Raw genomic sequence first — 23411 nt, 5'->3', positions numbered from 1 at the left:
CATGAACGATTCTAGCTGCGAGGCACTCGACAATGCCCCGGAATCCGGGCCCGATGCCTACGCATTGGCGCTGAAACAAGGCTGGTTGCCGATCCGTGAAGTCGCCCGACAAACCGGGGTCAACGCCGTCACCCTGCGCGCATGGGAACGGCGCTACGGACTGGTAGTGCCACAGCGCACGCCTAAAGGTCATCGCCTGTATTCGGCCGAACATGTGCAACGCATCCTGAAGATTTTGACATGGCTCAACCGTGGCGTATCGGTCAGCCAGGTCAAACACCTGCTCGACACTCATCAGCCGGTCGCGAACAACCCTGAAAACGACTGGGACACTTTGCGCCAGGCGTTGATGCACGCGATCAGCCAACTGGACGAGCGCAAGGTCGACGAAACCGTCAACCAGGCCATGGCGCTGTACCCGCCTCGCACCCTTTGCGAGCAGCTTTTGCTGCCGTTGCTGGCAGAGCTGGAACAGTGCTGGCAGGGACAGTTCGGCGCGCAACTGGAGCGAGTATTTTTCTACTCGTGGCTGCGCAGCAAGTTGGGAGCACGGATCTACTACAACAACCGCCAACTCAAGGGCGCCCCTCTGTTACTGGTCAATCAGTCCGACCTGCCACTGGAACCGCACCTGTGGCTGACTGCCTGGCTGATCAGCAGCGCAGATTGCCCGGTACAGGTCTTCGATTGGCCGCTGCCGAACGGCGAATTGGCGCTCGCGGTGGAATACCTGCAGGCCCGCGCCCTGCTGCTGTATTCCAGCAAGGCGCTGAACCTCAGTCAATTGCCCAAGCTGCTGGGCAACATCGCCTGCCCCAAATTACTGGCCGGGCCAACGGTGTGCATCCATTTTGCCGAGCTGTCCGTATCGACCACTGAGATCGACGGATTGACGCTTGCCGAAGATCCACTGTCAGCTCAAACCGCACTGCACCAACTCGGGCTTATCTAAGGAACGACCATGCAACTGATTTGGCTGCGCAGCGACCTGCGCCTGCACGACAACACTGCCTTGACCGCCGCCATGGAGCGCGGCCCGACGGTAGCGGTGTACCTGATCAGCCCAGGGCAGTGGCAGGCCCATGACGATGCCGCCTGCAAGGTCGACTTCTGGTTGCGTAACCTGGTTGAACTGGGACAGGCGCTGAGTGCGTTGAATGTGCCGCTGTTGATCCGTTACGCCGACACGTGGGACCAGGCGCCCAAGGTGCTGCTCGATCTGTGCAAGGAGCACACCATCGCGGGCCTGCATCTCAACGACGAATACGGTATCAATGAGACGAATCGGGATCGCTCCGTCGCCGAAGCCCTGGAGCAGGCCGGAATAAATGTCTATCGCTACCTCGATCAGTTGCTCTTCAAACCCGGCAGCGTCCTGACCAAAGCCGGTAATTTTTTCCAGGTCTTCAGTCAGTTCCGCAGAGTCTGCTATTCGCGTCTGCACGAAGCCATGCCGCGCCTAGTCCACGCGCCTGAAGCGCAACACAGGCTGAATATCCACAGTGATCCCGTGCCGCATCATGTCGAGGGTTTCGCCCCACCGACGGAGGCGTTGCGCGCGCTTTGGCCCGCAGGAGAAGACGAGGCGCGTCGACGTCTCGAAGCCTTCACCGACGAAAATATCGGTTACTACCAGAGCGAACGGGACTTTCCGGCAAAACCCGGCACCAGCCAGCTGTCTGCGTATCTGGTGGCTGGGGTGATATCGCCGCGTCAATGCCTGCACGCCGCGCTGATGAGCAACCACGGCGAATTCGAGACCGGCAACGTCGGCTGCGTCACCTGGATCAACGAACTGCTCTGGCGTGAATTCTACAAACATACCTTGGTCGGCTCCCCACGGGTTTCCCGACACCGCACCTTCCGCCCGGAAACCGAAGCGGTGCCGTGGCGCGACGCGCCTGAAGAATTGGCGGCGTGGCAAGAAGCCCGCACCGGCCTGCCCATTATTGATGCCGCCATGCGCCAACTGCTGGAAACAGGCTGGATGCACAACCGGCTACGGATGGTCGTCGCCATGTTCCTGACCAAAAACCTGCTGATCGATTGGCGCCTGGGTGAGCGGTTTTTCATGCAGCACTTGATTGACGGCGACCTGGCGGCAAACAACGGAGGCTGGCAATGGAGTTCGTCCACAGGGACCGACTCGGCGCCCTATTTCCGGATTTTCAACCCACTCAGCCAGTCGGAGAGATTCGACGGTGAAGGTCATTTCATCAAACGCTGGCTGCCCGTGCTGGGGAATCTGAACAAAAAAGATATCCACAACCCGGCGGCCATGGGCGGTCTGTTCGGCGTGGGCGACTACCCGAAACCCATGGTTGATTTGAGAGCAAGCCGCGAGCGTGCACTGGCTGCCTTTAAAGGCCTGCCGCATCGACAGCCTGCAGGTGGCTGCTATGAGTGACTTTCTGCGCCAGTTCGCCCAACGCTTTGCCGAACTGGATAAGCACAACCTGGATCGGCTCGGCGAGCTGTACAGCGACGACGTGGTGTTTACCGACCCCTTGCATGAAATTCATGGCCTCAAGGATGTGCACCGTTATTTCGGCGAGCTGTACGCCAACGTCAGTCAGTTGCGCTTCGATTTTTATGCGTTCGATCAACTACGCGAAGGCAAAGGCTACCTGCGCTGGACCCTGAGTTTTTGTCACCCTCGATTAAATGCCGGTCAACTGATTCGGGTTGAGGGCTGCTCACACTTGCTATGGCACGACAAGGTTTACCAGCACCGCGACTTCTTCGACGCTGGCGCCCTGCTCTATGAGCACGTGCCTGTCATGGGACGAGCCATCGCCTGGCTAAAAAGGAGATTGGTATGACGCATCCCGACGCACGACGCATCTGGCTGACCGGCGCCAGCAGTGGCATCGGCCTGGCGCTGGCCGAAGAACTGCTCAAGTCCGGCCACCGACTGGCCCTGACTGCGCGCACGCTGGGGCCGCTCGAAGCTCTGGATGAACGTTACCCGCGCCAGGTTCTGCTGGCGCCCGGCGACATCACCGACAGCGAACAGGTCAAGGTCATTGGCGAACGCATTGGCCAGATATGGGGTTCTGTGGACACCGTGATCCTGAATGCCGGCACCTGTGAATATGTCGACTGCAAACAGTTCGACGCGGCGCTGGTCGAGCGCGTAGTGCGGACCAATTTGCTGGCGAGCAGTTACTGCGTCCAGGAAGCGCTGCCACTGCTGCGCCAAGGTAGAAAACCGCACCTCGTCGCCGTCTCCAGTTCAGTGACCTACCTACCGCTGTCCCGCGCGGAAGCCTACGGCGCTTCCAAGGCAGGCCTGCGTTATCTGTTCGAAGCCTTGCGCATTGACCTGGCTCACGAAGGGATCGACGTCACCCTCATCAGCCCGGGTTTTGTCGATACACCACTGACCGCCCAAAACGATTTCCCCATGCCCATGCGCTGGCCCGTGGACAAGGCCGCCCGGCACATTGCCGAACGCCTTCAACGCCCGCGCCGCCCCTTGGAGATAGCCTTCCCCGCCGCATTCATTTTCACCCTGCGCCTATTGGCGCTACTGCCCACACGCCTGCAACTCGCGCTGGGCAAATGCATGGTTCGCTCATCGAACGCGGAGAGGAACACCCCATGAAAGTCGCGATCATTGGCAGTGGCATCGCGGGGCTGACTACCGCGTATTTGCTCAATCGCAACCACGAGATCAGCGTGTTTGAAGCCGCTGACTGGATTGGCGGTCATACCCATACCGTGGACGTGACCGTCAACGGCCAACAGCACGCCATTGATACCGGCTTCATCGTGTTCAACGACTGGACCTACCCGAACTTCATTCGCTTGCTGTCCACGCTGGGCGTGACCTTCAAGGCCACGGAGATGAGCTTTTCGGTGTGCGACCCTATTTCGGGCATTGAGTACAACGGTAATACCCTCAACAGCTTGTTTGCTCAGCGCAGCAACCTCTGTTCGCCGTCGTTCTGGGGGATGTTGCGCGACATCCTGCGCTTCAACCGCGAAGCGCTGAGCGATCTGCACAGCCAACGTATTGCAGCCGACACAACCCTCGGCGCCTACTTGAAAACCGGGGGTTACGGACAACGGTTCACTGAGCATTACATCGTGCCTATGGGGGCCGCGATCTGGTCGATGTCATTGGCCGACATGCTTTCGTTTCCTCTGCAATTTTTTGTGCGGTTCTTCAAGAATCACGGCCTGCTCTCGGTCAATCATCGGCCGCAGTGGTGTGTGGTCGAAGGGGGATCAAGCCGTTACATCGAACCCATGACAGCCTCGTTTCGCGAAAAGATTCGCCTCAACTGCCCTGTGATCCGAGTCGAGCGCGACGACATCGGCGTGCGGGTTCACAGCGCTGCGGGCAGCGAGCGTTTTGACAAGGTGGTATTTGCCTGTCACAGCGATCAAGCCTTGCACCTGTTGGCGCAACCGACACAGGCCGAACAAGACATCCTTGGCGCCCTGCCCTACGCCGATAATGATGTGGTGCTGCACACCGATATCCAGCTGTTGCCCAAGCGTCCCTTGGCCTGGGCCAGTTGGAACTACCGCCTGGGCGGTGCTGGCCAGCACCTCGCGGCAGTGACATACGACATGAACATCCTGCAAGGGATCGACAGCGACACCCGGTTTTGCGTGAGCCTGAACCAGACGGCCGCCATCGACCCGAGCAAGATCCTCGCTCGCTACCGCTACGCGCATCCGCAATACAGCCTGACTGCCGTTGCGGCGCAAGCGCGCTGGGAAGAACTGCATGGTGACAAACATACCTACTATTGCGGCGCTTACTGGGCCAACGGCTTTCATGAGGATGGCGTGGTCAGTGGCCTGCGAGTAGCCCAGGCTTTCGGTGAATCGCTGTGAACAGCGCCCTGTACAGCGGCTGGGTCGCCCATCGGCGGTTTTCGCCCAAGCCTCATGACTTCCGCTATCGGATCGGCCTGCTGTATCTGGACCTGGACGAACAGGACGCAGTGCTTGGCCTGTCACCTCTGGCCGGCAGCAGCCGTTTTGCGCCGTTTTCGTTTCGCCAAAGCGACTACCTGCACACGTACACCGGGCGCGGCGTGCCCCTGATCGATGCGGTGCGTGAGCTGGTCGGCGCCGCTCTGGGCCACACCCCCCAAGGTTCGGTTTGCCTGCTGACCCAAGCCCGTAGTTGGGGCCTGGCCTTCAACCCGGTGAGCTTCTTCTATTGCCATGAGAGCGACGGCCGACTGGCCGCGATCCTCTGCGAAGTCAGTAATACGCCGTGGCGCGAGCGTTATCACTACATCCTGCCGGCCAACGGAGCAGGCCATCAGCATTTCGCGGTGGCCAAGGCCTTCCACGTTTCGCCGTTTCTACCACCCGACCTGGAGTACCGCATGAGCTTCAGCCCTCCGGCCGAAAAGCTCGGCATTCACATGGCCGACTGGCAGGGCGAACTCAAGGTGTTCGACGCCACGCTCAACCTGCAACGCCAGGCCCTGAGCCGCGCCAGCCTGCATCGTCATTTGCTCGAGTTTCCGTGGATGACCGCCAAAACCTGCCTGGCTATCTACTGGCAAGCGTTGCGCCTGTTGATCAAACGGATGCCGATTTTCTCTCATCGGGCCGCCGACGGCGCCTACCGCATTGCCGCCGTGCAACCCAAGGAACCTCGCCATGAAAAGCAGTAGCGTATCGGCCAGCTTGAGCACCAACAACCTCACAGCGAATATTCTGCGGCGCGGCGTATTGCGCCAGCTTGCCCGCTTGCAGCGCGGGCAACTGGTGGTCATCGAGGGCGACGAGCGTCAGGTATTCGGCGCGGCCAGTGCCGTACAGCAAGCGCAGGTCCATATTCTCGACCCCACCGTCTGGGGCATGATCGCCAGCAACGGCTCGATCGGCGCGGGCGAAGCGTTTATCCATGGTTACTGGAGCACTCCCGACCTGACAATGGTGATCAGGGTTTTCGTCAGCAACCTGGAAGTGCTCGACGCCATGGAGGGGGGGCTGGCCAAACTGGGAAGACCTTTCATTCAGGCCTTGCATTGGCTCAATCGCAATACGCGCAAGGGCTCGCAGAAAAACATCGAGGCCCACTATGACCTCGGCAACGAACTGTTCGAACAGTTTCTCGATCCGACCATGATGTATTCCGCGGCACAGTTCCTCAGTCCAGATGACACCCTGGAACAGGCACAGCTGAACAAACTGGAGCGTATCTGCCAGAAACTTGACCTCAAACCCACCGATCATTTACTGGAAATCGGCACGGGCTGGGGCAGCATGGCTATTTATGCGGCGCAATATTACGGCTGTAAAGTCACCACCACTACCCTGTCAAAAGAGCAATTCGCTTACACCGAGAAGCGCATCGCCAAGATGGGTTTAAAAGACCAGGTGACACTGTTACTGAAGGACTATCGCGACCTGACCGGCCAATACGACAAACTGGTGTCCATCGAAATGATCGAAGCGGTAGGCCACCGGTTTTTGCCAACCTATTTCAAACAGTGCGCACAGCTGCTGAACAAAAACGGGCTGATGCTGCTGCAAGCGATCACCATCCGCGAGCAGCGTTACGAGCAAGCCAAAAATAGCGTCGATTTTATCCAGCGCTACATTTTCCCCGGCGGCGCTTTACCGTCGGTGCAGCGGATGCTGGAGATCGTCGGCCGTGACACCGACATGAACATCCTGCACATGGAGGATTTCGGCCTGCACTACGCGAGAACCCTGCGCCTGTGGCACGACAATTTTCGTCACGCCCACGGCTACTTGACTGAACTGGGCTATGACGATCACTTCCTGCGGTTGTGGGAGTTTTACTTGTGCTACTGCGAAGGTGGCTTCCTTGAACGGACCATCGGCACCGCGCAATTACTGCTGGCCAAACCCGACGCGCTGCCGCAACCGTTACTCGGGCGTTTCGATGCGTAGACAGCTGGCCAACGCGCTGCTGTTTCAGATCGGTTGGTTCGTCTGCGTACTGGGCGGTAACAGCCCGTGGTTACTGATCGCGGCGGGCGTGCTGTGCGTGCATCTGCTGTGGATAAGTTCATGGCAGGCGGAGGGCAAACTGCTGATCAGCGTGACGCTGGTCGGCACCTTGCTCGACAGTGCCTTGCAGACGCTAGGTGTATTCGATTTTGACAGTGGCGGGCCGTTGATCCCGCTGTGGTTGATCCTGTTATGGGCCGTATTGGCGACCACGCTCAATCACTGCCTGGCCTGGACCGCCAAGCCCTGGTGGCGCGCCAGCCTGCTCGGCGCCATCGGCGGACCGCTGTCGTACTGCGCAGGTTCGCAGATGGCGGGGGTCCATTTGCCGCTGGGGGTCTGGCCAAGCCTATTGTTGCTTGGGCTGATCTGGGCCGTTTTGTTTCCGTTGCTGCAAGGTCTGGCATATTTTCTGCACCCGACATACCGCCTTCACGAATAAATTCGTGTCCCACCCAGACGTGCCGAAGGCGGTGTTCTGTCAGGGGACTCACACGGGGGCTGCGCACTGGCATACACTGCGCGCCTATGACAACCATCAACATTCCATTGACCCAAATCGACGCAGAACCGGCCGTCACGTGTTCGACCTGTGCAGCCTGTTGCTGCCAGCTGGAAGTGATGCTGATCACTGATACCGGCGTGCCTGAACGTTACATCGATACCGACGATTGGGGTGGCGAGGTCATGTTGCGTCTGGATGACGGCTGGTGCGCGGCGCTGGATCGCAACACCATGATGTGCAGCATCTACGAAAAACGCCCACTGATTTGCCGCGAGTTCGAAACAGGCGAAGCGGATTGCCTGCACGAACGCCGAGGGATCGCCACGGCGTATCTGTGAAACGGCATCACGCTATTAGAAAGGCATCGTGTAGTGCAGGGCGTAACTTTCTACACCCGAGTTGACGTCATTGAGCCCGGCGTTGGAATAGTGCGTCGCACGAACCCCGACCTCATGCCCTCCGGCAAAGCGCAGACCAAACCCAAGCCGGTCTTCGAACAAAAACGACGTGCCCAATTGTTGATTTTCTACCCGAGTGCCGGAAAAAACCGCGACGCCAATACCTGCTTCCACGTACGGCTTGACGTTTTGACCCGAGAACTCATAAACCAATACCGGCGAGAACGACAGGCTGTTGTTACTGGCGCCATGGCGGCCGGCCCAGTAGGTGTAACCCCCACCCCAATAACCCGTCAGGCGACCCACGTCACTCTGTAACCAGCTTTTATCCCAGTCAAACTGTAAGCCCAAGCGATAGGTCATTGTCGATTCGCCAGTCTGACCGACCGATAACTCGACGCCCGCAGCTTCAGCGCTAACACTTTGCCCCATTAGTGCGGCCGCAATCGCAGCCAAACAAAACAGTCGCTTCATCAGAAACATCCTATTTTCGAATGCAGTTGTAGGAACTCTTTACTTATCCAGCGACGTTTTATGAACATTCGCCGTTACACGTTAGCTCAGCTCAAAGCTGGGCTCTTCGCGTTTTTTTTACCGGGGGAAGAATCGCACATAGCCAGATGTTTTCCATAACAGCGGTAGGATTTTTCTGAAATCTTCCGGATCCGCACTGGTCCAGAACTGCGTTTCTTGAGCCGGCCCCGTCGCCAGCAACTCACGCTGGGTCAATAACCGTTGAAGTTGCCGAGCGACTGCACCGCCTGTGTCGATCAGGCTGATCGACTCCGGGACCATTTGGCGCAGCAGTGGCTTCAGGAAAGGATAGTGCGTGCAGCCGAGAATAATAGTGTCGCAGCCAGCAGCCAGTAACGGCTCAACATAGCTGCGCAACAAGTTGCTGATAGTCGGGCTGACCAGATCGCCGGTTTCGATCAGCTCGACCAGGCCGGGACACGGCTGGGTAATGACCCGCACATCGAGTGCAAACCGGTCGAGCAAGGCCGCGAACTTGGCGCTCTGCAAGGTACCCGTGGTTGCCAGCACGCCCACAACGCCACTGCGGGTGGCCGCCGCTGCCGGTTTGACGGCGGGCTCCATGCCGACGATAGGCCAGTCAGGATACCGTTCGCGTAAATCCGCAACGCCTGCCACCGTGGCCGTGTTGCAAGCCAGCACCAGTGCTTTGGCGCCCTGCTTTTGGAAAAAATCGGCAATCACCGCACAGCGTTGGCGTATGAACTCGGGGGTTTTCTCGCCATAAGGAACGTTGCCGCAATCGGCCACGTACAGCAGGGACTCGTTGGGTAGCAGGCTGCGAATTTCACCCAGCACCGATAAACCGCCAACTCCGGAATCAAAGACCCCAATCGGCGCTTCATGGGTGTTAGTCATGGGCAAGACCGCACACACTGCAGGCTGGATCGCGCTTGACCCTCAACTCGCGAAAGCGACTGGTCAACGCATCGATCAATAGCAAACGCCCCACTAACGGCTCGCCAAACCCGGCCAACAGCTTCAGCGCTTCGAGTGCTTGCAGGCTGCCAACCAGCCCCACCAAAGGCCCGAGGACGCCAGCTTCACTGCACGTCAGTTCAGCTTCGCTGCCATGCCCGTACAGGCAGTGATAACACGGGCTGTCATCGCGCCGTGGGTCGAACACCGACAATTGCCCTTCCAGGCGAATCGCTGCACCGCTGACCAGCGGTTTACGCGCCGCGACACACGCCGCATTTACCGCTTCGCGGGTGGCAAAGTTGTCAGAGCAATCGAGTACCACGTCAACATCGGCTACCGCAGCAGCCAGGCTGTCGGCATCCAGCGCGCGGCGATGGGCGATCAGTTTCACCTCGGGGTTGATCGCGGTCAGGCGCTCAATGGCCGAATCCACCTTGCTCTGCCCGACGCTGTGGCTGTCATGAATGATCTGCCGTTGCAGATTGGTCAGGTCCACGGTATCGAAGTCGGCCAGATGCAACTCGCCGACACCGGCAGCGGCCAGATACAGAGCCACTGGAGAACCCAGGCCGCCGAGGCCGACGATCAACGCCCGGCTGTGTTTGAGGCGCAACTGGCCGTCGATATCCACGTGCTGCAACAAAATCTGTCGACTGTAGCGCAACAGTTCCTGATCGGTCAGCACGGGAGGCGCCCAAGAGTAATACGCTCGTGGCCGCCCAAATCCTTGCGGCTGTGCACGCGTTCAAAGCCGTGGCCTGCCATCAGGTCGCGCACAGCAGCGGCTTGATCGTAACCGTGTTCAAGCAACAGCCAACCGCCAACATCAAGGTAGTCAGGCGCTTGGGTAATGATGACGCGCAGGTCGTCCAGCCCGTCGACGCCCGCCACCAGGGCACTGCTCGGTTCAAAACGTACGTCTCCTGCCACCAGATGCGGATCAGCGCTGGCAATATAAGGAGGATTGCTGATGATCATGTCGAAACGCTGACCTTCAAGTGCGCTGAACCAATGGCTGTTCAGCACCGTGACATTGTTCAGGTGCAGGCGCTGACGATTGCGCTCGGCCAATGCAACGGCTTCAAGGATGCGATCTACCGCCGTTACCCTCCAGGCTGGACGTTCACTGGCCAGCGCCAGGGCAATGGCGCCGGTGCCAGTGCCCAGATCAAGCACGGTGACAGGCGCCAGAGCAGGCGTTATCGCGTGCAGTTCGAGCGCCACTTCGACTAACAACTCGGTGTCGGGACGCGGGATCAGTGTGTGTGGTGCAACTTCCAGGTCCAGCTTCCAGAACCCTTGCTGGCCCAGAATATAGGCCACCGGCTCGCCCGCACGACGGCGTTGCAGATAGGACGCAAACACCTGCGCCGCTTCGCTGCTGACAATCCGCTCGGGCCAGGTGTGCAGGTAGCTGCGGGGCTTGCCTAGAGCGGCAGCCAACAACAACTCCACGTCCAGGCGCGCGGTCGGCGAATCCGGAAGCTCGGCGGCTCTCAACACGCTGGCGATAATAGTCATTTACTCACCCAATGCCGCAAGTTGATCAGCCTGGTACTCGGCCAGCAACGGTTCTATCACTGCATCGACTCCACCGGCCATAACGTCATCGAGGGAATACAACGTCAAGTTGACCCGATGGTCCGTCACACGACCCTGAGGAAAGTTGTAGGTACGAATTCGTTCGGATCGGTCACCCGACCCCACCAGCAATTTACGCTCGCTGGCGATGGCATTGGCCGCCGCGCTGGTTTGCTGATCGTTAAGTTTCGCCGACAGCCAGGACATTGCCCGAGCCCGGTTCTTGTGTTGAGAACGTTCCTCCTGGCACTCGACAACGATGCCGGTCGGAAGGTGAGTGATGCGCACGGCCGAGTCGGTCTTGTTCACGTGCTGACCACCCGCGCCGGAGGACTTGTACGTGTCCACGCGCAAATCAGACGAGTTGATCTCGATGACTTGTTGCTCATCGGGCTCAGGCAATACCGCAACAGTGCAGGCAGACGTATGAATACGCCCCTGGGATTCGGTTTCAGGGACGCGCTGCACACGATGGGCGCCGGACTCGAATTTTAATTTTCCGTAAACGTGATCGCCTTCGACGCGCGCGATGATTTCTTTGTAGCCGCCGTGCTCGCCTACGTTTTCCGACAGAATTTCCACGCGCCAGCCGCGACGTTCGGCGTAGCGTGAGTACATGCGAAACAGGTCACCGGAAAAAATCGCCGCCTCGTCGCCACCGGTGCCAGCACGAATTTCGAGGAACACATTACGCCCGTCGTTCGGGTCTTTGGGCAGGAGCATGCGCTGTAGCTGACCTTCCAGATCGGCCAATTGCTCTTTGGCTTCACGGACTTCCTCGACGGCCAATTCACGCATGTCCGGGTCACTGTCCTTGAGCAGCGCCTGTGCACCTTCCAGATCGCCCAGTACTTTGAGCAACTGGTTGTAGGTCACGACAATAGGCTCTACTTCGGCGTACTCCCGGGAATAGGCGCGAAACCTGTTTTGTTCGGAAATGACTTCGGCATCACCAAGCAGCGCGGTCAGTTCCTCAAAACGATCGTTAAGGATGTCCAGCTTATTGAGCAGTGAAGCTTTCATTGCGGGGGTTTATCCGTCGAGCCCTCACCGAGGGCAAAAAGTTCTTGGGCCATGGCCAACGCATCGAGGCGACCTTCGGCAGACAGCTTTTTCAATTGCACGCTTGGAGCATGCATCAATTTGTTGGTCAGCCCTCGCGCCAATTGCACCAGCACGTCTTCGGCGCTGCTGCCGTTGGCCAACATGCGTTGGGCTTTGAGCAATTCATCGTCACGCAGACGCTCGCTTTGTTGACGATAGGCCTTAAGTACATCCACTGCCGCCAGCTCTCGCAGGCGCAACATGAACTCATCGGCGCCCAGACTCACCAGCTCTTCAGCCGCTTGCGCAGCGCCCTGGCGACTCTTGAGGTTCTCGGCGACCACTTCGTGCAGGTCGTCGACGCTGTAGAGGTAAACGTCGTCCAGCTCGCCGACTTCCGGTTCGATATCGCGAGGCACCGCGATATCGACCATGAAAATCGGTTTGTGCTTGCGCAGCTTCAAGGCGCTTTCCACCGCGCCCTTGCCCAGGATCGGCAACTGACTGGCGGTGGAACTGATCACAATGTCGCTTTTGACCAGCTCAGCCGGAATATCGGACAGTAAAACCGCGTGGGCACCGAACTCCGCGGCCAGGATACTGGCCCGCTCCAGGGTACGGTTGGCCACCACGATACGCCTCACGCCCAGATCATGCAGATGCCGGGCAACCAGCGTGATGGTTTCGCCCGCGCCAATCAACAATGCCTGGCTGCGCTGCAAATCACTGAAAATCTGCTTGGCCAGGCTGACAGCGGCAAACGCCACCGACACCGGGTTTTCACCAATGGCGGTATCGGTGCGTACCTGTTTGGCAGCGTTGAAGGTGGCCTGGAACAACCGGCCCAGCAGCGGGCCAATGGTCCCCGCTTCCCGCGCAACGGCGTACGCAGACTTCATCTGGCCGAGAATCTGTGGCTCGCCGAGCACCAGCGAGTCAAGCCCTGAGGCAACCCGCATCATGTGACGAACGGCCGCCTCATCTTCATGCACATAAGCACTGGCGCGCAGCTCGTCCAGGCTCAGATGATGATAATCGGCCAGCCAGCGCAGTATGGCATCGGACGCAAGGTGATCCTGTTCGATGTACAGTTCGCTACGGTTACAAGTCGAGAGGATCGCAGCTTCGCGGCTGTCGGTTAGACGGCAGAGCTGCTGCAAGGCCTCAACCAACTGCTCAGGCGTAAATGCCACGCGCTCGCGGACGTCTACTGAAGCAGTCTTATGGTTAATACCAAGTGCAAGGAAGGCCATTCAAGGTCGCTGATGGTGACGTGAAGCCGGCAATTGTCCTACTTCGCCAGAGTGAGAACAACCACCGCAGACTATTGTCCGAATAGAGCGGCCCCTTTTAAGCCGTTTATCGGCCGTGTTTTGGCCTCGCCAAAGGCCAGTTGAGTAGTTTTCGCATAGGCTGTGGGTTTGCTCCTAGGCTTGTGTCATGATGATCCGACCGCAGGTAAGTCGCCCTCTCCCTATATATGAATAGATCCTCCGCGTTACTTCTCGCCTTTGTGTTTCTGAACGGTTGCCAGGCTATAGCCCCCGTTTCACCGGATGCTACGCCACCGGCCGCAGACACGACGCCCGCACCCGCACCCAAGCCGCAGGTTTATAGCTCGTTCACCGAAGACACAGTGTTCAGCCTGTTGAGTGCGGAGCTGGCGGGTCAGCGCAACCGATTCGACATCGCGCTGGATAACTACGTCACCCAAGCGATCAATACTCAGGATCCAGGGATTTCCGAACGCGCCTTCCACATTGCCGAGTACCTGGGCGCCGATCAGGCAGCACTGGATACCTCGCTGATCTGGGCGAAAAACGACCCGACCAATCTTGAAGCACAACGCGCGGCGGCGATTCAATTGGCCCGCGCCGGACGCTATGACGATTCCATGGCGTACATGGAGAAGGTCCTGCAAGGACAGGGCGATACGCATTTTGACTTTTTGGCGCTGTCTGCCGCCGAAACCGATGCAGATACCCGCAACGGTTTGCTGACCAGCTTTGATCGCCTGCTCAAGAAATACCCGAAAAACGGCCAGCTGATCTTCGGCAAAGCCTTGCTCCTCCAACAGAACGGTGACGCCCAAGGCGCCCTGAAACTGCTGGAAGACAATCCAGCCAATGACGGCGACGTGACCCCTATTCTGCTGCGGGCCCGCCTCCTGCAGGGCATGGACCGAGGCAAAGAAGCCTTGCCGATCCTGGAAAAAAGCATTCGCCAATACCCGGACGACAAACGCCTGCGCCTGACTTATGCCCGCATGCTGGTCGAACAGAACCGCATGGACGACGCCAAAGTCGAGTTCTCCAGCCTGGTGCAACAGTTCCCGGATGACGACGAGTTGCGTTATTCGCTGGCGCTGGTTTGCCTTGAAGCCAAAGCCTGGGATGAAGCCGTTGGCTACCTGGAAGACTTGATCGCTCGCGGCAGCCACGTTGATTCGGCGCACCTGAACCTCGGCCGTGTCTACGAAGAACGCAACGATCCGCAAAACGCCCTGACCGAATACGCTCAGGTCGGCCCCGGCAATGACTACCTGCCGGCGCAACTGCGCCAAAGCGACATTCTGATGAGCAACGGTAGCGTGGCCGAAGCCTCGAAACGCCTGGCCGCCGCACGCGAAGCGCAGCCCGACTATGCGATTCAGCTGTACCTGATCGAAGCCGAAACCCTGGCAAACAACAACCAGAGCGATCGAGCCTGGCAAGTGCTGGGGCAGGCGTTGAAGCAGTATCCCGACGACTTGAACCTGCTGTATACACGAGCCATGCTCGCGGAAAAACGCGACGACCTGTCGCAAATGGAAAAAGACCTGCGCGCGATTATCAAGCGCGAGCCTGACAACGCCATGGCCTTGAACGCCTTGGGCTACACCCTGTCAGACCGCACGACGCGCTATGCCGAAGCCAAGGCCCTGATCGAACGAGCGCACGCACTGAACCCGGAAGACCCAGCCGTACTCGACAGTCTGGGGTGGGTAAATTACCGCCTGGGCAACCTCGATGAAGCCGAACGCTTGCTGCGTCAGGCGCTGGAACGCTTCCCGGACCACGAAGTCGCCGCCCATCTGGGCGAAGTATTGTGGGCCAACGGCAAGCAGCGCGAAGCCCGGAAAGTCTGGAGCAAAGCCCTCGAGCAACAACCTGATAGCCCTATTCTGCGCAGCACTCTGCGGCGCCTGACCGGATCCGAGACTCTCTAATTTTATGTTTTTGCGCCACGTTATCGTTTTCAGCCTGATCGCCCTGCTCGCCGGTTGCGCCGGTTTTACCTCTCGCGAAGCCCTGCAGGGCCAAGGCAACCCCGCGCAATGGCGCGAACACAAAGCACAACTGAGCAGCCTTGACGGGTGGCAAATCAGCGGCAAGGTCGGCATTCGCGCCCCGAAGGATTCGGGCAGCGGCACCTTGTTCTGGCTGCAGCGTCAGGACTACTACGATATCCGCCTCTCAGGCCCCCTGGGACGCGGCGCAGCCCGCTTGACCGGACGACCGGGTAGCGTCGCCCTGGAAGTAGCCAATCAGGGCCGCTACGAAGCTGCCAACCCGGAAGACTTGCTCCAACAACAACTAGGCTGGAAATTACCGGTGTCGCATCTTGTCTGGTGGGTACGCGGTCTACCCGCTCCCGGCAGCAGGAGTCGCTTGAACCTGGATGGCGACAGTCGCCTTGCCAGCCTCGAGCAGGACGATTGGCAAGTCGAATACCTGAGCTACACGCAACAGAACGGCTATTGGCTGCCTGAGCGCATCAAGCTGCACGGCCAGGACCTCGACGTCACGCTGGTGATCAAGGACTGGCAACCACGCAAACTGGGGCAATAATCATGCACACCCCTCGCCTGACGCTGCCGGCACCCGCCAAACTCAACCTGATGCTGCATATTCTTGGCCGTCGCGAAGACGGCTATCACGAGTTGCAGACGCTGTTTCAATTTCTCGACTACGGTGACGAACTCAGTTTCGCCGTACGCGATGACGGAGAAATCCGCCTTCAAACTGAAATTCCCGGCGTGCCCCACGACAGTAACCTGATCGTAAAAGCCGCTCGTGCATTGCAAAAACAATCCGGCTGCACCCTTGGTATCGACATCTGGCTGGAAAAACGTCTGCCCATGGGCGGAGGAATCGGCGGCGGAAGCTCCGATGCGGCCACCACATTGCTCGGTCTGAATCACCTGTGGAAACTTGGTTGGGATGAAGATCGCCTGGCCGCATTGGGCCTGACATTAGGCGCGGACGTCCCGGTTTTCGTGCGTGGACATGCTGCGTTTGCTGAAGGTGTCGGAGAAATACTGACCCCTGTAAACCCCGAAGAGCCTTGGTATCTGGTGCTTGTACCGCAAGTATCTGTAAGTACAGCAGAAATTTTTTCAGATCCACTGTTGACACGAGACACTCCTCCCATTAAAGTGCGCCCCGTTCTCGAGGGAAACAGTCGAAATGACTGTCAGCCGGTTGTAGAGAGGCGTTACCCAGCTGTTCGTAACGCTTTGAATTTGTTAGGCAATTTTGCCGAAGCAAAATTAACCGGAACTGGAAGTTGTGTGTTTGGGGCCTTCCCAAACCAAGCCGAAGCTGATAAAGTCTCGGCCCTTCTTACAGAGACCCTTACAGGGTTTGTAGCAAAGGGAAGCAACGTTTCGATGTTGCATCGCAAGTTACAAGATCTGTTCTAAGAATTGAGTGCTGGGCACTCAAGGTGAAACATTACAGGGGCGTCGCCAAGCGGTAAGGCAGCAGGTTTTGATCCTGCCATGCGTTGGTTCGAATCCAGCCGCCCCTGCCATTTTCTATACTCATCCAGGTATACCCTCAGCCGGCAGGTAGTGCGCGTGTCCAAGATGATGGTCTTTACGGGGAACGCTAACCCCGATCTAGCTAGGCGTGTAGTACGCCAGCTGCATATCCCTCTAGGTGATATCTCCGTCGGCAAATTTTCCGATGGTGAAATCAGTGCCGAGATCAATGAAAACGTCCGCGGTAAAGACGTCTTCATTATCCAGCCAACCTGTGCACCAACCAACGATAACCTGATGGAACTGGTTGTGATGGCAGATGCCTTCCGCCGCTCCTCAGCGTCTCGAATCACTGCGGTGATTCCATACTTTGGTTATGCCCGCCAGGATCGCCGTCCGCGTTCCGCACGTGTAGCTATCAGCGCGAAAGTTGTCGCTGACATGCTGACCGTGGTGGGGATCGATCGTGTTCTTACGGTTGATTTGCATGCGGACCAAATTCAGGGATTCTTCGATATTCCGGTAGATAACATCTACGGCTCCCCCGTTTTGGTGGATGACATCGAAGATCAACGCTTCGAAAACCTGATGATTGTTTCCCCGGATATCGGTGGCGTCGTGCGTGCACGGGCTGTTGCCAAATCCTTGGGCGTCGATCTCGGGATCATCGATAAACGCCGTGAGAAAGCCAATCACTCTGAAGTGATGCATATCATCGGTGATGTCGAAGGGCGTACCTGTATTCTGGTCGACGACATGGTCGATACCGCCGGCACTCTGTGTCACGCGGCGAAGGCCCTGAAAGAGCATGGCGCTGCCAAGGTCTTTGCCTACTGCACACACCCTGTGCTGTCGGGTCGGGCTATCGAAAACATTGAAAATTCCATGCTGGACGAACTGGTGGTGACCAACACCATCCCGTTGTCCGCTGCCGCACAATCCTGTTCACGTATCCGCCAACTGGATATTGCACCGGTAGTTGCTGAGGCGGTCCGCCGCATCAGCAACGAAGAATCGATCAGCGCGATGTTCCGCTAAGGGCTCTGCCCACGGTTGCATTACGCTGTCGAAAAGCGCCCCGCCCCAACCTACTGTTGGGGCGGGGCTTTTTTGCCCATATCGTCTGAGCGCCGGTCGCAACCGCTGGGCGAATGTGGTTATTTTGGAGAAACAACATGAATAACTTTACTTTGAATGCTGAAGTGCGTTCCGACCTGGGGAAAGGTGCGAGCCGCCGCCTGCGTCGTCTCGCAAGCCTGGTTCCAGCTGTCGTTTACGGTGGCGAAAAAGCCCCTGAATCGATCAGCATGCTGGCTAAAGAAGTTGCCAAACTGTTGGAAAACGACGCTGCTTTCAGCCACGTTATCGAACTGAACATTGGTGGCACCAAGCAGAACGTCGTGATCAAAGCACTGCAACGTCACCCGGCCAAGGGCCACGTGATGCATGCTGACTTCGTACGCGTTATCGCTGGTCAGAAACTGATCGCTCACGTACCTGTGCACTTCATCAACGAAGAAGCACCGATCAAGAAAGGCGGCGAAATTTCGCACGTTATTTCCCAGGTCGAAGTAACTTGCCTGCCGAAAGATCTGCCTGAGTTCATCGAAGTCGATCTGAACGCTGCTGAAGTGGGTGACATCATTCACCTGTCCGACCTCAAAGCACCTAAAGGCGTTGAGTTCGTAACACTGGTACACGGTAACGACCTGGCTGTTGCCAACGTTCACGCACCACGTGTAGCACCTGAAGCAGAAACCGCTGCCGAGTAATTCATTGCTTGGTAACGTCGGAGTTGCTCAGAAAGCGTCGCGAGCGATAGTCAGGCAAAGCGGGCGAGATCGCGGAGTTTACATCATGGTAAATGAGCATATTTCGCCCACTTCTGTCGCTACGCCTAGCGATGTTATCCACAACTCCAAGGAAGAGCCCCTGTCGTGACTGCCATACAACTGATCGTTGGCCTGGGAAATCCAGGCGCCGAATACGAACAGACCCGGCATAACGCAGGGGCTCTTTTTGTTGAGCGTATTGCTGCGGCGCAAGGCGTCAATCTTGCCGTCGAGCGAAAATTTTTTGGCCTGACCGGGCGATTCACTCACCAGGGTCAGGATGTTCGTCTACTGATCCCCACCACGTACATGAACCGCAGCGGCCAAGCCGTGGCGGCGCTCGCTGGCTTCTATCGCATTCCGGTAGACGCCATACTGGTGGCACATGATGAACTTGACCTGCCTCCCGGCGTTGCCAAGCTAAAGCAAGGCGGCGGCCATGGCGGTCATAACGGACTGCGCGACATCATCGCGCAGCTCGGCAATCAGAATACGTTTCACCGCCTGCGGCTTGGCATTGGCCACCCAGGTGATGCCAGCAAGGTCTCCAATTTTGTTCTGGGTCGAGCGCCACGCGCTGAACAGGAAAAACTGGACGCCAGTATCGATTTTGCCCTCGGCGTGCTGCCGGATATCTTCGCCGGTGAATGGAACCGCGCGATGAAAAACCTGCACAGCCAGAAGGCCTGACTAACTCCAAGGGGAAATATCATGGGATTCAATTGCGGCATCGTCGGCCTACCCAACGTCGGCAAGTCCACCCTGTTCAACGCCCTGACCAAATCCGGCATCGCGGCTGAGAACTTCCCCTTCTGCACCATCGAGCCGAACACCGGTATCGTGCCGATGCCGGACGCACGCCTGGACGCTTTGGCGGCCATCGTTCTCCCGGAACGTGTACTGCCGACCACCATGGAATTCGTCGACATCGCCGGCCTGGTTGCTGGCGCCTCGAAAGGTGAAGGCCTGGGCAATAAATTCCTCGCCAACATCCGCGAGACCGATGCCATCGCCCACGTGGTCCGCTGCTTCGAAGACGAGAACGTGATTCACGTCTCCAACAGTGTCGACCCGAAACGCGACATCGAAATCATTGACCTGGAATTGATCTTCGCCGACCTCGACAGCTGTGAAAAACAGCTGCAAAAAGTGACGCGCAATGCCAAAGGCGGCGACAAGGAAGCTGTTGCGCAAAAAGCCATTCTGGAACAACTCATCGCCCACTTCTCCGAAGGCAAGCCCGCGCGCAGCCTGGTGAAGAACATGAATGCCGATGACAAACAACTGGCTCGTGGCTTCCACCTGTTGACCATCAAGCCAGTCATGTACATCGCCAACGTTGCGGAAGACGGCTTCGAGAACAACCCGCTTCTGGACGTGGTCCGTGCCATCGCCGAAGAAGAAGGCGCAATCGTAGTTCCAGTGTGCAACAAGATCGAAGCAGAAATCGCCGAGCTCGACGATGGCGAAGAGAAGGACATGTTCCTTGAGGCTCTGGGCCTTGAAGAACCTGGCCTGAACCGCGTGATCCGCGCGGGCTACGAAATGCTTAACCTGCAAACCTACTTCACCGCAGGCGTAAAAGAAGTTCGCGCCTGGACTGTCCGCGTGGGTGCCACCGCACCGCAAGCCGCAGCAGTGATCCACACCGACTTCGAAAAAGGCTTCATCCGCGCCGAAGTCATCGCCTACGCAGACTTCATCCAGTACAAAGGCGAAGCCGGTGCTAAAGAAGCGGGCAAATGGCGCCTGGAAGGCAAGGATTACATCGTCAAAGACGGTGACGTGATGCACTTCCGCTTCAACGTATAAGTCGCTACCGCTATTTCATTGGGCTGCAGAAACTGTCTGAAACCCAATGAAAACCTGAAACCCCCTGAAACAGGGGGTTTTTTGCATCTAGAGTCGTCATAGGACATCTAGGGAATCTAGCCAATGCCTAACTATGAAGTCCTTTCCAATCGTCTTCGGTTCATACCCTGGGTCTTCCTCTGCCTGGGTCTAGCGCTGACCTATGCACTTCAGGACATTCCTCGCGAGTCTGCCCGACAGGCGCTCCACGATGAGTTCGACTACCGTACCAACGAAATCATCGAGAACACCAATAGGCGCTTACAACGTTACGAGCAACTAATGGAAGGCCTGTCGGGCCTGTTCGCAACGTCGCTCGTTGTCACGCGCAGCGAGTTCGCTAGATACGTTGATGCTCTTAAACTCGAAGGCAAATACCCAGGCATCCAGGGATTAGGTTTTGCTCCACGGGTGTTGCCGGAGGACAAATCCAGGCACATCGCCGATGTACGTACCGAGGGCCGGGTTGATTACACCATCAATCCCAGCGGTAACCGAGACCTCTACACGCCGGTCATCTACCTCGAGCCTTTCAACTGGCGTAATCAGCGCGCGATTGGCTACGACATGTATTCCGAACCTGTTCGTCGCGCGGCACTGGATCAATCGAGGGATGAGGAAATTACCTCTATCTCGGGCAAGGTTCGGCTGCTGCAGGAAACCGATCAGGACGTTCAGGCAGGATTCCTGATGTACCACCCGGTCTATCGTCTGCAAGCACCCCATCAGACAGTCGATGAACGCCGCGCAAACCTGATCGGTTGGGTCTATGCCCCCTTCCGCATGAATGACTTGATGGACGGCATTCCGGGAAAACGCTTTGGGGAAGCCGGCACCACACTGAGTCTAGACCTCTACGACGGTGATTCGGTCGGACAGAGCGCATTGATCTTCAGCTCGAACAGCCGTAGCGACAGCTCGGCTCCCGAGTTTCACACCACCCGGCTTGTTCCTCTTTTTGGCCATCAGTGGACGGTAGCGGTCAGTTCACTGGCACCCTTTGACGCCCGACTGAAAAGTGACAAAGCCGACATCATTGCAGTTTCCGGTACCGTTGCCAGCGTGCTATTGGCCCTGGTCGGCTGGCTGCTGGTGACAGGCCGAGTACGAGCGTTGGTCATTGCCAAAGACATGACATCAGCCTTGCAGCAAAGCGAAACGGTACTCAGGAAGCTCAATCGCGACTTGCGGCTGCTCAGTCGCTGCAATACAGCGCTGGTGCACGCTGAAGATGAGTACACCCTGCTGGCTGAAATATGCCGTTTGTGTGTCGACAGGGACAATTACCTGATGGCCTGGGTTGGCTATGCGGAGCAGGATGAAGCCAAAATGGTGCGACCCATAACGCAATCCGGTTATGACAACGGGTATCTCGACGGGATCAATATCTCTTGGGCGGATACCGAGAACGGTCAGGGTCCGACCGGTATGGCCATCCGCACCGGTCAGCCGAATATCAGCCAGGATATCCAGAACAGCCCGCGAATGGCGCCGTGGCGCGAGGCGGCGATCCAGCATGGGTACCAATCCAGTGTGGCCCTGCCACTCATTTGCGACGCCAAAGTGCTGGGCGCGTTAACCATTTACGCAAGCGAAGCGCACGCCTTCGACCCAGACGAGCTGAAGCTTCTGCAGGAGCTGGCCAACGAACTGGCTTACGGCATCATGGCGTTGCGTACCCGTGCGGAGCATGCCGCCGCCAAAGAAACGCTGGCGTTCCTGGCGCATTACGACCCACTGACCCACCTGCCCAATCGTCTGCTGCTGCGCGACCGCTTTGAGCACGCAGTACTCACCAGCAAGAGCGAAAACACCACGCTTACTGTGCTTTACCTCAATCTGGATCATTTTCAGCGGATCAATAACAGCTTGGGATACGCTGTCGGCGACCAGGTACTGGTCATGGTCGTTGAACGGCTGTGGCAGTGCATCCCAATGACCGCAACGATCAGTCGAATTAACGGTGACGAGTTTGTTGTCTTGCTCACGGGAAATTACCACGTTGCGGAAATTATTGGCTTCGCGAATGCCATCCAGGAGGTCTTTGTTGACCCCCTGGAAATCGGCAGCCATAAACTAAGTATTTCTTTCTCCATCGGCATTGGCTTGTTCCCGAATGATGGAGAGGACCTCGACACCCTATTCAATAACGCCCACACGGCAGTCAATAGTGCCCAGGAGGCGGGGCGCAATACCTATCGTTTCTTCACGCGTGAAATGAATATCGGTCTGATTGAGCAAGTTCGACTCACCGGGGGATTAAGCAATGCTCTGCGAAATCGCGAATTCGTGCTCCATTATCAGCCTCAGATAGACATTCGCAGTGGTCGGATCATCGGCGCGGAAGCCCTGATCCGCTGGCAGCATCCGATCGACGGGCTTGTGCCTCCGGGCAAGTTCATTCCTCTGGCTGAGCGCAGTGGCCATATCGTTCCGATAGGCGAATGGGTGCTCAACGAAGCCTGTCGTCAAGCCAAGGTCTGGCAGAGTCAATATTCACCGGCACCGGTAATAGCCGTCAATCTCTCGGGCTTGCAGTTCAAGCGCGGGAACGTTCTGGAAGTGGTGTCTGCTGCGCTTGCCACGTCTGGGTTGCGACCGGACCGGCTGGAACTGGAACTGACCGAATCCATTCTGCTGCAGGACGTGGATGCCACGATAGAAACCCTGCACGGCTTGAAGGCCATGGGTGTGAACCTGTCCATCGACGATTTCGGAACCGGCTATTCCAGCCTTTCGTATCTTAAACAGCTGGCGGTCGACAAGCTCAAGATTGATCAATCGTTTGTGCAGGACATGTTGACCGATCCCGATGGCGCCTCAATCGTCAAAGCCATCATCCAGCTTGGGCACACCCTGCAGCTCACGGTGATCGCTGAGGGTGTGGAGGTCGATGCCCAATTGGCGTTCCTCAACGAATCAGGATGCGATGAGGTTCAAGGGTATTTGTTTAGCCGTCCGGTTCCGGCAGATCAATTCGCCAGACTCCTCGAAAAGGGACTGCCCACGCGGACCTGAGCAATCCAGACACACCAGGTAACCTT

23 protein-coding genes and 1 tRNA gene are annotated in these 23411 nt (G+C 57.7%); 18 read left to right on the top strand and 6 right to left on the bottom strand.

The genetic code is table 11. From position 1 onward, the window contains the following. Position 1: 1 nt before the first annotated feature. From ACVBEG_RS03795 to ACVBEG_RS03755, 9 genes are all read left to right on the top strand, one after another. Positions 2-952, top strand: coding sequence for a MerR family transcriptional regulator (locus ACVBEG_RS03795; RefSeq protein WP_322177925.1), 951 nt, complete (start codon positions 2-4; stop codon positions 950-952). 9 nt (positions 953-961) lie between these two features. Continuing rightward, positions 962-2407, top strand: a complete 1446-nt coding sequence (gene phrB / locus ACVBEG_RS03790; protein ID WP_447107402.1) for a deoxyribodipyrimidine photo-lyase — start codon at positions 962-964, stop codon at positions 2405-2407. Next, entirely contained in the window at positions 2400-2822 is a 423-nt protein-coding gene (locus tag ACVBEG_RS03785) for a nuclear transport factor 2 family protein (RefSeq protein ID WP_322177923.1), read from the top strand. Before phrB ends, ACVBEG_RS03785 begins: the two co-directional genes overlap by 8 nt. Next, on the top strand, positions 2819-3607 hold the full coding sequence (locus tag ACVBEG_RS03780; protein WP_322278386.1) for an SDR family NAD(P)-dependent oxidoreductase: 789 nt from the start codon (positions 2819-2821) through the stop codon (positions 3605-3607). Before ACVBEG_RS03785 ends, ACVBEG_RS03780 begins: the two co-directional genes overlap by 4 nt. Continuing rightward, entirely contained in the window at positions 3604-4851 is a 1248-nt protein-coding gene (locus ACVBEG_RS03775) for an NAD(P)/FAD-dependent oxidoreductase (protein WP_322177921.1), read from the top strand. Before ACVBEG_RS03780 ends, ACVBEG_RS03775 begins: the two co-directional genes overlap by 4 nt. Further along, positions 4848-5648: a DUF1365 domain-containing protein gene (locus tag ACVBEG_RS03770; protein WP_322177920.1), complete on the top strand. Its 801-nt coding sequence runs from the start codon at positions 4848-4850 to the stop codon at positions 5646-5648. Before ACVBEG_RS03775 ends, ACVBEG_RS03770 begins: the two co-directional genes overlap by 4 nt. Further along, a complete protein-coding gene (locus tag ACVBEG_RS03765; RefSeq protein WP_322278385.1) occupies positions 5635-6897 on the top strand; it encodes a cyclopropane-fatty-acyl-phospholipid synthase family protein in 1263 nt (420 codons plus the stop codon). The genes ACVBEG_RS03770 and ACVBEG_RS03765 overlap by 14 nt, the downstream gene beginning before the upstream one ends. After that, a complete protein-coding gene (locus tag ACVBEG_RS03760; RefSeq protein WP_443690776.1) occupies positions 6890-7399 on the top strand; it encodes a DUF2878 domain-containing protein in 510 nt (169 codons plus the stop codon). Before ACVBEG_RS03765 ends, ACVBEG_RS03760 begins: the two co-directional genes overlap by 8 nt. Before the next feature lie 86 nt (positions 7400-7485). Next, entirely contained in the window at positions 7486-7800 is a 315-nt protein-coding gene (locus ACVBEG_RS03755) for a YkgJ family cysteine cluster protein (protein WP_322177917.1), read from the top strand. Positions 7801-7815: 15 nt separating this feature from the next. Here the strand turns inward: ACVBEG_RS03755 and ACVBEG_RS03750 are convergent, their stop codons facing one another. The 6 genes from ACVBEG_RS03750 to hemA form a co-directional block, all read right to left on the bottom strand. Further along, positions 7816-8334: an acyloxyacyl hydrolase gene (locus ACVBEG_RS03750; protein ID WP_322177916.1), complete on the bottom strand. Its 519-nt coding sequence runs from the start codon at positions 8332-8334 to the stop codon at positions 7816-7818. A gap of 117 nt (positions 8335-8451) precedes the next feature. Beyond that, the gene (gene murI, locus ACVBEG_RS03745) at positions 8452-9252 is read right to left on the bottom strand and encodes a glutamate racemase (protein ID WP_322278383.1); all 801 of its coding nucleotides are present in this window, start codon (positions 9250-9252) and stop codon (positions 8452-8454) included. After that, positions 9245-10000, bottom strand: coding sequence for a molybdopterin-synthase adenylyltransferase MoeB (locus tag ACVBEG_RS03740; RefSeq protein WP_322177914.1), 756 nt, complete (start codon positions 9998-10000; stop codon positions 9245-9247). The genes murI and ACVBEG_RS03740 overlap by 8 nt, the downstream gene beginning before the upstream one ends. Then, positions 9994-10836, bottom strand: coding sequence for a peptide chain release factor N(5)-glutamine methyltransferase (prmC, locus tag ACVBEG_RS03735; RefSeq protein WP_322177913.1), 843 nt, complete (start codon positions 10834-10836; stop codon positions 9994-9996). The genes ACVBEG_RS03740 and prmC overlap by 7 nt, the downstream gene beginning before the upstream one ends. After that, the gene (prfA, locus tag ACVBEG_RS03730) at positions 10837-11919 is read right to left on the bottom strand and encodes a peptide chain release factor 1 (RefSeq protein ID WP_322177912.1); all 1083 of its coding nucleotides are present in this window, start codon (positions 11917-11919) and stop codon (positions 10837-10839) included. It lies immediately after the preceding gene. Next, positions 11916-13193: a glutamyl-tRNA reductase gene (gene hemA / locus ACVBEG_RS03725; protein ID WP_219063481.1), complete on the bottom strand. Its 1278-nt coding sequence runs from the start codon at positions 13191-13193 to the stop codon at positions 11916-11918. The genes prfA and hemA overlap by 4 nt, the downstream gene beginning before the upstream one ends. Positions 13194-13420: 227 nt before the next feature. Between hemA and ACVBEG_RS03720 the strand changes: the two genes are divergently transcribed. The 9 genes from ACVBEG_RS03720 (at position 13421) to ACVBEG_RS03680 (ending at position 23385) form a co-directional block, all read left to right on the top strand. Beyond that, positions 13421-15148, top strand: coding sequence for a tetratricopeptide repeat protein (locus ACVBEG_RS03720; protein ID WP_322177911.1), 1728 nt, complete (start codon positions 13421-13423; stop codon positions 15146-15148). 4 nt (positions 15149-15152) lie between these two features. After that, positions 15153-15770, top strand: a complete 618-nt coding sequence (gene lolB, locus ACVBEG_RS03715) for a lipoprotein insertase outer membrane protein LolB (protein ID WP_322177910.1) — start codon at positions 15153-15155, stop codon at positions 15768-15770. Positions 15771-15772: 2 nt separating this feature from the next. Beyond that, on the top strand, positions 15773-16624 hold the full coding sequence (gene ispE, locus ACVBEG_RS03710) for a 4-(cytidine 5'-diphospho)-2-C-methyl-D-erythritol kinase (RefSeq protein WP_322177909.1): 852 nt from the start codon (positions 15773-15775) through the stop codon (positions 16622-16624). Positions 16625-16659: 35 nt separating this feature from the next. After that, positions 16660-16734, top strand: a tRNA-Gln gene (locus tag ACVBEG_RS03705). Positions 16735-16780: 46 nt separating this feature from the next. Further along, entirely contained in the window at positions 16781-17722 is a 942-nt protein-coding gene (locus ACVBEG_RS03700) for a ribose-phosphate pyrophosphokinase (RefSeq protein ID WP_219063551.1), read from the top strand. 137 nt (positions 17723-17859) lie between these two features. Next, positions 17860-18456: a 50S ribosomal protein L25/general stress protein Ctc gene (locus ACVBEG_RS03695; protein WP_322177908.1), complete on the top strand. Its 597-nt coding sequence runs from the start codon at positions 17860-17862 to the stop codon at positions 18454-18456. A gap of 165 nt (positions 18457-18621) precedes the next feature. After that, the gene (gene pth / locus ACVBEG_RS03690; protein WP_322177907.1) at positions 18622-19206 is read left to right on the top strand and encodes an aminoacyl-tRNA hydrolase; all 585 of its coding nucleotides are present in this window, start codon (positions 18622-18624) and stop codon (positions 19204-19206) included. Between the two features lie 21 nt (positions 19207-19227). Next, entirely contained in the window at positions 19228-20328 is a 1101-nt protein-coding gene (ychF, locus tag ACVBEG_RS03685) for a redox-regulated ATPase YchF (RefSeq protein ID WP_322177906.1), read from the top strand. A gap of 123 nt (positions 20329-20451) precedes the next feature. Continuing rightward, positions 20452-23385: a bifunctional diguanylate cyclase/phosphodiesterase gene (locus tag ACVBEG_RS03680; RefSeq protein ID WP_322177905.1), complete on the top strand. Its 2934-nt coding sequence runs from the start codon at positions 20452-20454 to the stop codon at positions 23383-23385. Positions 23386-23411 lie beyond the last annotated feature (26 nt).

The sequence above is a fragment of the Pseudomonas sp. GG8 genome (assembly GCF_052976945.1).
The sequence above is the reverse complement of the archived record's forward strand: the minus strand, read 5'-3'. Positions and strand labels throughout refer to the sequence as shown.